We start from the raw sequence: 7,090 nt of genomic DNA on the forward strand, positions 1-7,090 counted from the left end.
AATCTCCATTTAGCGGGAGCCCTAACACCATTCGTATCTCTTCTTCAGTTTCTATCTCCTTATATTTATTTGACTTTCTCTGCAGTACCGATTTTTCGTTTAGCGGCAGCTTCATTTCGAATTTCCCACTCCGTAACCGCAGCCACATATCACGCTTCATCACAGAAGCATCGACAGTGTCATAATAAACATCCGTAAATATTTCTTCGCCGAGAGATTCTGCACCGTCAATTAGTTTCTTTTTATTTTCTTCCGTTAAGAGAAACCTATTCTCAACCTCAATCATAAAAATAATACTAATCTAAAATTTCTCTTAACTCCGAGAGGTTATTAACAACCTTCCAAGCATGTGGTTCTATACTTGAAGAATCTGCTGACTTTAGGGCAACCCCCCGGGCGATTTTAAATAATCCGATGTCGTTGGCGCCATCACCGACTACAATACAGTTTTGAGGATCTAAATTTTGCTCCTGACAGAATTGCAAAAATTGTCTAACCTTCTCGCCTGCTTGGTCCTTAATATATTGAAAATCAATCAGGTTATTTTTTTCGTCCCAAACTAATTTGGTATTAAAAAAGTAGAAAGGGATATCTAATCTCTTAGCGACTATATCAGCGTATAAATCCATCGAGCCGGTAATAATACAAACAATAATTCCTCTACTTTTTAGAAAGTCTACAACCTCATACGCTTCCGGCCGAAGGAGCCAACTTTCAAATATTTTTTGGAAATTTTCCTTATTAGCATTCCCTGTTGCTTGCCAAACTTTCAATAGCTTCGCTTTTGAATCTTTATAGGAAACTTTTCCTCCCAAAAAATCTTTAAAGATATAAAGATGCTCGTCCGCCGAACCCCCCAAATTATCTGTCAGCCGCGTCCAAGAATCCCGCTCAGTCAAAGTCCCGTCAACATCAAAAATCACCGCCTTAACCATTCCACTCTCTATAAAACTGCTTTAAAAATTGTTCCATAAATTTGTGCCTTTCTTCTGCCATCTTCCTGCCGGTTTTTGTATTCATCTTGTCTTTAAGAAGTAAAAGCTTCTCGTAAAAATGATTAATCGTCGTTCCGCTCTTCATTCCCCTCTTTAAGTTTGCGTAATGCTTGTATGACTTCGGCTTAATTTTCGGATTATAAATTTCTCTTCCTCGATAACCTCCATAAGCAAAGGTTCTTGCAACTCCGATCGCCCCCATCGCATCAAGTCTATCTGCGTCTTGCACGATTTTCCCTTCCAAAGTTTTCATTTTAGCTTTATTAGTTCCTCCTCGAAAAGAAACACCTCCTACGATATCCGTTACATGAGAGATGGTATTTTCTTCTACTTTCAATTTCTCTAACCATTCTCTCGCTTTCTTCGGCCCAATAGAAGAGATGGTATTTTTTTCTACTTTCAATTTCTCTAACCATTCTCTCGCTTTCTTCGGCCCAATAGAGAAATCACCTCCATGAAATTTCCAATCAGCGATATCGTGAAGCAAAGCAGCCAGTTCAATTACAAATAAATCCCCTCCTTCTTTTTTGGCAATCTTTTTCGCGTTTCTCACCACCCGCTCAATATGCCACCAATCATGCCCCGTCCCCTCTTTAGCCATCAAAGCTTTAATATGAGAAGTTGTCCTTTTTATAATTTCACTTTTATCCATATACCCCTTCCGATTTTTAATAAATTCTTTGGTCCTACTCATTAAGCCCCGAATTTCTGAATAAACTCTTTCGGCTTTAAAATTGCCAACCTTTTTGCCTTTACAAAAATAATAATTTCTTCCTTGAGAAAGTCATTATCCAGGGTGAGAAGATAAGAACTGGTCTCCAGCGCTGAAGCTAGAACTGGCGCGTCTTCTTTATTGACTAATTTCTCTGCTGCTTTTAATTTTCTGACTCCTGGATTAGGAAGAATTTTTATCTTTGCCCAACCGAGGAGAAGAAATAATTTACTTTTCAGATCTTCCCTTTCTTTGAATTTTCGATCCAAAACCCTGATAGTTTCTTCCAAAATATATTCGTTGATTTGAAATTCACATTTGTCTCTAAAACGCGTCAGAATATAAAAAGACCCGCCGCGAGCTGAAAGGGCGGCGGTAATTAGCACGCTGGAATCTAGAAATACTTTAGGCTTTGCCATAGAGCTTCCGATAAAGCTCCTTTCTTGCTTTCCTTGACTCTGGCTTCACCTTTTGCCAATTCTTTTCGTCAATATCAAAATCCGGTTTCTCCTCAAGCTCTGTCTTTATTATTTCCAGCTCGGTTTCAAGCCGAGAAATCTTCTTCTTAAGAGCAATCCGGTTCATAGTTTATTGCTCTGCCCAATATAGCACGGGTGCATCAATAATAAAAGCGGCCAACCTCTGCCCCTTCCGATTTCTAATAAATTCTTTAGTTGTCGTCACTATTTTGATTTTATATCACTTATCCCGCCATGGCGGGATAAGTGATATATTAGGTCTTAATTAACTGATACTTCTTATTTCTATAAACGACTTCCATTCTCTTAGCATCTTCGGCTATCCATTTTTGCTCTCTCTTCGTTTTATAATCGTTCTTTTCAACATAACAATGAGCCCAAATCTCTCTCCGCCCATTCTTTTTCTCTTTAAAATAAATTTCAGCTAACCGATTGTTAACAATTGCAAAACACCAAGGCATAAGGGCTTTTTATTTTATCATTCACTTTAGTTTTTTCGAATGTTTTTTCAACCACTTCGCAATCTCTTCAAGATCGAGTTTTTCTCTAACAATTTTAAGGGCGAATTTTTCAATTTCCCCTTTCTTGGCAATAATTTGGTAACCGTTACTCTCTAAAAATACAGAAGCGGCGGTCATCCCTGTTCTTTTATTGCCATCAACAAATGGATGGCCAGCAATAATATTCCTCGCGTACAGAGCAGCTTTAATAAAAATAGTCTTATACAGCTCTTGCCCGCCGAACTTCTGCCGAGGCAGATCTCCTAATACTGCAATAACATGATAATCCCGCACACCGTGGGGGCCGCCCGTTTCGTCAATAATAATTGAATGGATTAAAAGAAGTTCCCTTCTGCTTAAATAGATCACGAAGAGATACTATTTCCTTGCCAGAGTTTCTAGGTCTTTTCTGTATCGGTCAATAAAATTCAAAGTGAGTTCAGCAACCCGCCCTTCTCTTACAGAAAGCTTTTTAGTCGGCTGAACGATTACCGCTTTTCTCTTTTTATCTACCTCAACAGCAACTCTATCCCCTACCTTCAAACCGAGCTCCTCCAAAGATTTTTTTGGAATGGTTACCGCCGCCGAACTGCCTACTTTTAACACTTTTTGCGTCATATTTTCATATTAGAATAATATTCTAATCTGTCAACAGGGACACTCTGCACTTCTTTCAAATCCAAACAAAACTTTATCTCCAATTTTCGACGGCCGTCGAAAATTGGAGATAGAAAATCTTACTTTCCGAGCTATCTCTATAACCCAATCAAATTAAATTATTCTTTTCCAGTTCGTTTTTCACGGCTCTATAAATTTTCTCGTGGCCAGTAGCTGAAGGATGTAAACCATCTACTTCTAGATCTTCTTTGCTCATCAAGCCGAAGAGATTAATAAATGGCACCGAATCTTCTTTAGCAAGACTCTCAACAACTCCTGCATATCTATCGACACCTCGATATGTATTGTCTGGACGAGAATCGTCTACATTAGTAGGGCTAACCATAACCAACCTCTCTGAATACCTTTTAGCTATATTCATTAGCTTGCGATATAAACCCTCAAATTCTTTCAAATTAGTCCCTTGAGAATAATTTTCATGAGGACTGTCGTTAATTCCAATTGCTAAAATAACTACGTCTGGCTGTCGAGCCGAAGCTTCTGCTTCGAATCGCTTAAGTACATCGGCCACTTTATCACCCGAGACTCCGAGGTTATACACCTGAACTTCACCTTCGGTGCCATTTATCAAATCAACCTTCAATCGCTCTACCCACCCGCCTTTTTCCAAATCATAAGAACCCCAAGTAATACTATCTCCCCAAATACAAATTCTAGGCATAAGCTATATATTAACCTTTAATCTTCTTAGCTCCTCAATAAACCGATCGAAATCCTCATAAAAGAAAGCTTGGATGCCAAGACCTTTAGCCACTTCAACTACATCTTGGCGATCATCCGCATACACTATCTCTTCTGCTTTAACTCCAGACCTTCGAATGAGCTCACTGAATATCTCCGGAGTGGGCTTCATAAAACCAACTTCGTAAGAGAAAACGGCAGTGTCAAAATCCTTCAAAAAGGCGAATTTCTTTTGTAAACCATTAACTCGAGCGGGAAAATTATTGGAGCAAATAAGAGTTTTGTATCCATTTTCTCTTACCCGCTTTATGGCATCCACCACATCGGGATTTATCTCATATCCATCTATCAATAACTCAATAAGTTCATCTGGGGATTTATTTAATTTCCATTCTTTGGCAGCCCAGCTCCAAAACTCTTCGTCATTCATCTTCCCCCTTTTATAAAGGTTATTCATCTCATCACTTTGAAGAAACACCCTTTTCGCTTCCCTCTCGGAAACATCTAATCCTCCCAAGGCTTTTATAAAATTAGATTTGCCATTTACAAAATAAACCCCATCTAAATCAAAAGTTATTGCTTTAATCATTTAGTCATCTCTAATCCCACCTCGGAGCGTAATGCCACGATTGCTGTTTTCTCTCCTTAGCCATACAAGTTGCTATGCGTATCGACAATAATAAAAAATGCTATGTTTTCACCCCGTAATTCAAATAATGCTCTTAAGTCTCCGGTAATATCAATACTTCTGTAGCCTTGATAACGTTCTTTCAAAGCATGATTATTCAAGACGGGATGATAGGGATCTTCCACGAATAAGCGCAACCGCTCCTCGAACTTCCTTCGCTCACCCGGCCTCAGCTTTTTATAATACTTCTTGAAGCCGCGGTGAAAAACTACCTTCATTTAGGAGTTAAGGTAACGAATAGCTTCTTTAGCTGAGGAAAAACGGGGAGAAATATTCTTTCCGGCCTTATAGTCAGCGCTTGCTTTTCTAAGCAACTTCCAAACTTCCGGTTTAATCTTGGGCTCAATGGAGAAAACAACTTCTCCACTTCTCACAAACTCCCTGAGATTCGCATTAATAATCGTGCTTAACGGAAGCCCCAAATCTTTCGCAAGGACTTGAGCCTTCTTCTTAGTATCCTTATCCACTTTTACATTAATTACCGTCTTCGCCATATAACTAAAGTGTATACAACGGTTAATACGCTGTCAACACCCCTAATTTCTAATCCCAACTCGGGGCGTAGTGCCGCGACTGTATTTTCATCTCCTGCCGATTAAGCGCCATGTTCTATAGAAAGTAGAATATAGAAAGTAGTTAAATAGAAAACTGCTAGATTCTATTTTCTAGCTTCTAGATTCTATCGTTTTCCCCTCCCTCTTTTCAAGCCCAGAAATTCTATGGCCAAATCTAAACGGCCGTATAGATTGGGAGATAATTACGTTGCCCTATGTTTTAACATATGTTAAAACATAGGGCAACTATGTGCTTATTTCTTACCGATTATCATAAAGTGCTCGCTGAGACCAACGACTGCAGGATGAGTACAAGTCTTATAATGAGTCTCGATCCAAATCTTCCAAGCCTTTGGATACTTTTTGAAAAGACGGTCTGTTTCCTTCCTATGCCAGCTAGATACTCCTTGTAATCCGACCATTTCCAAAATTCTAATTTTCCTCTTCTTAAATGATGTTTCTAGCTCTTCAGGTAAAAAGAAATGGCATGCGGTGAAACCGTAACCGCCTAAATAATCTCCAGTATCTCTTACAGAGGCAAGAACTTTATTAACCGCGATCTCTTGAGGAAAAAGTACTAGTTCATTTACTAGAACTGCCAATCTTCCGATAACCGAGATGAAAATTGGAGCGTTTTTCTTTGCGACCCTAGCCAGTTCGCTAATCGCTTTCTCTCGCGCCTTTTGGGCTAAGATATGAGATAAGGTTCCACCCAGGCAGATAACAGCGTCGAAGCTATTATTTTTAAATTCCGGAAGGTCATCTATAGAACCTTCGACGATTCCCTTTATCCTTTTTTCAACTTTCTCCTGCTTAAATTTCTTCCTTGCCAGTTGAAGTAATTCCGGCGTTAAGTCTAAAAGGACCACGTCATATCCGAGCTTTGCTAGTGCGATTGAATATCTTCCTGGTCCTCCGCCGGCATCAAGAATTAGGCCCTTCTTTGGCAGGTATTTCTTGAGAAAATGGAGACTCGTATTGAACTCTAGTTGATAATAGGGGTTCTTTCTGGCTAATCTTCTCCATTCCTTCGCGGCACGTTGGCTATAATACTCTCTTACAAGTTTCTTGTTCATTCACTTAATAATAACCGAGTTTCTCCTCATAAAAACAAAACTCAATAAGCCCGCCAGCTTGCTGTCGTAGGGAACATCCCGCAGGCCTAAGCCAGCTTGGTGTCCGACGTGAGTCGGACTGGCGGGCCGAGGGCGAAGAAAATTTTACCGCTGGAGTAAAATTATTCTGTTTCCCATAGAGAGTAAGGTGCTGGGCGGACCCCTACCTCTTCCCCTTCCTCCTCAAAAATGCCGGCACTTCCCAAATGTCTTCGGATAACCCGCTCTCTTCCTCCGGAGTTTTCGGAGTAGTCTCGGCATTAGTTCCCGCCCTACCTATTCTCGCTCTCTTATTTGGTTCTGGAAGCTTGCTCAAAGAATCGGCCATCGGTTCCAGCTGGACATTAAATAAGTTCAACGGCTCCTCCCTTCTCATGGCCATTCCGTTAAATCCAGTGGCAATAATAATCACTTTAATTTGGCCGTTCTTCAGTTTTCGATCGTTATAAGCGCCGAAAATAATTTTCGCTTCCGGATCAACCGCATCGGTAATAATTTTGGCCGCCTCGTTAATTTCAGTCATCTTCAAATCGCGGCCGCCAGCCACTCCGAAAAGCACGCTTCTTGCCCCTTCAATGGAAATGTCGAGGAGGGGCGAATTAATGGCCTCGCCGATAGCTTTAACGGCTCTATCCGCTCCGCCGCCGTATCCCACTCCGATGACCGCCAGGCCCGCCTCGGTCATCAC

The 7,090-nt window shown here is 40.5% G+C and carries 14 protein-coding genes; all 14 read right to left on the minus strand.

Annotation, left to right across the window (positions count from 1 at the left end; translation table 11 throughout):
* A partial coding sequence (locus HYW79_02685; GenBank protein MBI2635427.1) for a CYTH domain-containing protein occupies positions 1 to 286 on the minus strand: 286 nt, incomplete at its 3' end.
* 10 nt (positions 287 to 296) lie between these two features.
* The gene (locus HYW79_02690; protein MBI2635428.1) at positions 297 to 935 is read right to left on the minus strand and encodes an HAD-IB family phosphatase; all 639 of its coding nucleotides are present in this window, start codon (positions 933 to 935) and stop codon (positions 297 to 299) included.
* A complete protein-coding gene (locus tag HYW79_02695) occupies positions 928 to 1,647 on the minus strand; it encodes an HD domain-containing protein (protein ID MBI2635429.1) in 720 nt (239 codons plus the stop codon). Before HYW79_02695 ends, HYW79_02690 begins: the two co-directional genes overlap by 8 nt.
* Positions 1,648 to 1,688: 41 nt before the next feature.
* A complete protein-coding gene (locus tag HYW79_02700) occupies positions 1,689 to 2,126 on the minus strand; it encodes a PIN domain-containing protein (protein MBI2635430.1) in 438 nt (145 codons plus the stop codon).
* Positions 2,113 to 2,292: a hypothetical protein gene (locus tag HYW79_02705; protein MBI2635431.1), complete on the minus strand. Its 180-nt coding sequence runs from the start codon at positions 2,290 to 2,292 to the stop codon at positions 2,113 to 2,115. Before HYW79_02705 ends, HYW79_02700 begins: the two co-directional genes overlap by 14 nt.
* Positions 2,293 to 2,440: 148 nt before the next feature.
* Positions 2,441 to 2,647 carry a hypothetical protein gene (locus HYW79_02710; GenBank protein MBI2635432.1) on the minus strand — a complete coding sequence of 69 codons (207 nt, stop codon included), beginning with the start codon at positions 2,645 to 2,647 and terminating at the stop codon, positions 2,441 to 2,443.
* A gap of 21 nt (positions 2,648 to 2,668) precedes the next feature.
* On the minus strand, positions 2,669 to 3,055 hold the full coding sequence (locus HYW79_02715; GenBank protein MBI2635433.1) for a type II toxin-antitoxin system death-on-curing family toxin: 387 nt from the start codon (positions 3,053 to 3,055) through the stop codon (positions 2,669 to 2,671).
* Positions 3,056 to 3,064: 9 nt separating this feature from the next.
* Positions 3,065 to 3,304 carry an AbrB/MazE/SpoVT family DNA-binding domain-containing protein gene (locus HYW79_02720; GenBank protein MBI2635434.1) on the minus strand — a complete coding sequence of 80 codons (240 nt, stop codon included), beginning with the start codon at positions 3,302 to 3,304 and terminating at the stop codon, positions 3,065 to 3,067.
* A 148-nt stretch (positions 3,305 to 3,452) separates the two neighbouring features.
* Positions 3,453 to 4,025, minus strand: a complete 573-nt coding sequence (locus HYW79_02725) for a hypothetical protein (GenBank protein MBI2635435.1) — start codon at positions 4,023 to 4,025, stop codon at positions 3,453 to 3,455.
* Positions 4,026 to 4,028: 3 nt separating this feature from the next.
* Positions 4,029 to 4,634, minus strand: coding sequence for an HAD family phosphatase (locus tag HYW79_02730; protein MBI2635436.1), 606 nt, complete (start codon positions 4,632 to 4,634; stop codon positions 4,029 to 4,031).
* A gap of 56 nt (positions 4,635 to 4,690) precedes the next feature.
* Positions 4,691 to 4,870: a hypothetical protein gene (locus HYW79_02735; GenBank protein MBI2635437.1), complete on the minus strand. Its 180-nt coding sequence runs from the start codon at positions 4,868 to 4,870 to the stop codon at positions 4,691 to 4,693.
* An 81-nt stretch (positions 4,871 to 4,951) separates the two neighbouring features.
* Positions 4,952 to 5,227, minus strand: a complete 276-nt coding sequence (locus tag HYW79_02740; protein MBI2635438.1) for a type II toxin-antitoxin system RelB/DinJ family antitoxin — start codon at positions 5,225 to 5,227, stop codon at positions 4,952 to 4,954.
* Positions 5,228 to 5,541: 314 nt separating this feature from the next.
* The gene (locus tag HYW79_02745) at positions 5,542 to 6,363 is read right to left on the minus strand and encodes a class I SAM-dependent methyltransferase (GenBank protein ID MBI2635439.1); all 822 of its coding nucleotides are present in this window, start codon (positions 6,361 to 6,363) and stop codon (positions 5,542 to 5,544) included.
* A 202-nt stretch (positions 6,364 to 6,565) separates the two neighbouring features.
* A partial coding sequence (locus HYW79_02750) for a cell division protein FtsZ (GenBank protein MBI2635440.1) occupies positions 6,566 to 7,090 on the minus strand: 525 nt, incomplete at its 5' end.

This window comes from Parcubacteria group bacterium, from assembly GCA_016186325.1.
In the GTDB taxonomy this organism is placed as follows: Bacteria; Patescibacteriota; Minisyncoccia; order UBA10092; family UBA10092; genus JACPHB01.

Bases quoted from the DNA above. Each gene is read 5' to 3' on its own strand.
- HYW79_02720 (MBI2635434.1), bottom strand. From the start codon at position 3,304: ATGACGCAAAAAGTGTTAAAAGTAGGCAGTTCGGCGGCGGTAACCATT.
- HYW79_02700 (MBI2635430.1), bottom strand. From the start codon at position 2,126: ATGGCAAAGCCTAAAGTATTTCTAGATTCCAGCGTGCTAATTACCGCC.
- HYW79_02695 (MBI2635429.1), bottom strand. From the start codon at position 1,647: ATGGATAAAAGTGAAATTATAAAAAGGACAACTTCTCATATTAAAGCT.
- HYW79_02740 (MBI2635438.1), bottom strand. From the start codon at position 5,227: ATGGCGAAGACGGTAATTAATGTAAAAGTGGATAAGGATACTAAGAAG.
- HYW79_02705 (MBI2635431.1), bottom strand. From the start codon at position 2,292: ATGAACCGGATTGCTCTTAAGAAGAAGATTTCTCGGCTTGAAACCGAG.
- HYW79_02730 (MBI2635436.1), bottom strand. From the start codon at position 4,634: ATGATTAAAGCAATAACTTTTGATTTAGATGGGGTTTATTTTGTAAAT.
- HYW79_02745 (MBI2635439.1), bottom strand. From the start codon at position 6,363: ATGAACAAGAAACTTGTAAGAGAGTATTATAGCCAACGTGCCGCGAAG.
- HYW79_02725 (MBI2635435.1), bottom strand. From the start codon at position 4,025: ATGCCTAGAATTTGTATTTGGGGAGATAGTATTACTTGGGGTTCTTAT.
- HYW79_02710 (MBI2635432.1), bottom strand. From the start codon at position 2,647: ATGCCTTGGTGTTTTGCAATTGTTAACAATCGGTTAGCTGAAATTTAT.
- HYW79_02690 (MBI2635428.1), bottom strand. From the start codon at position 935: ATGGTTAAGGCGGTGATTTTTGATGTTGACGGGACTTTGACTGAGCGG.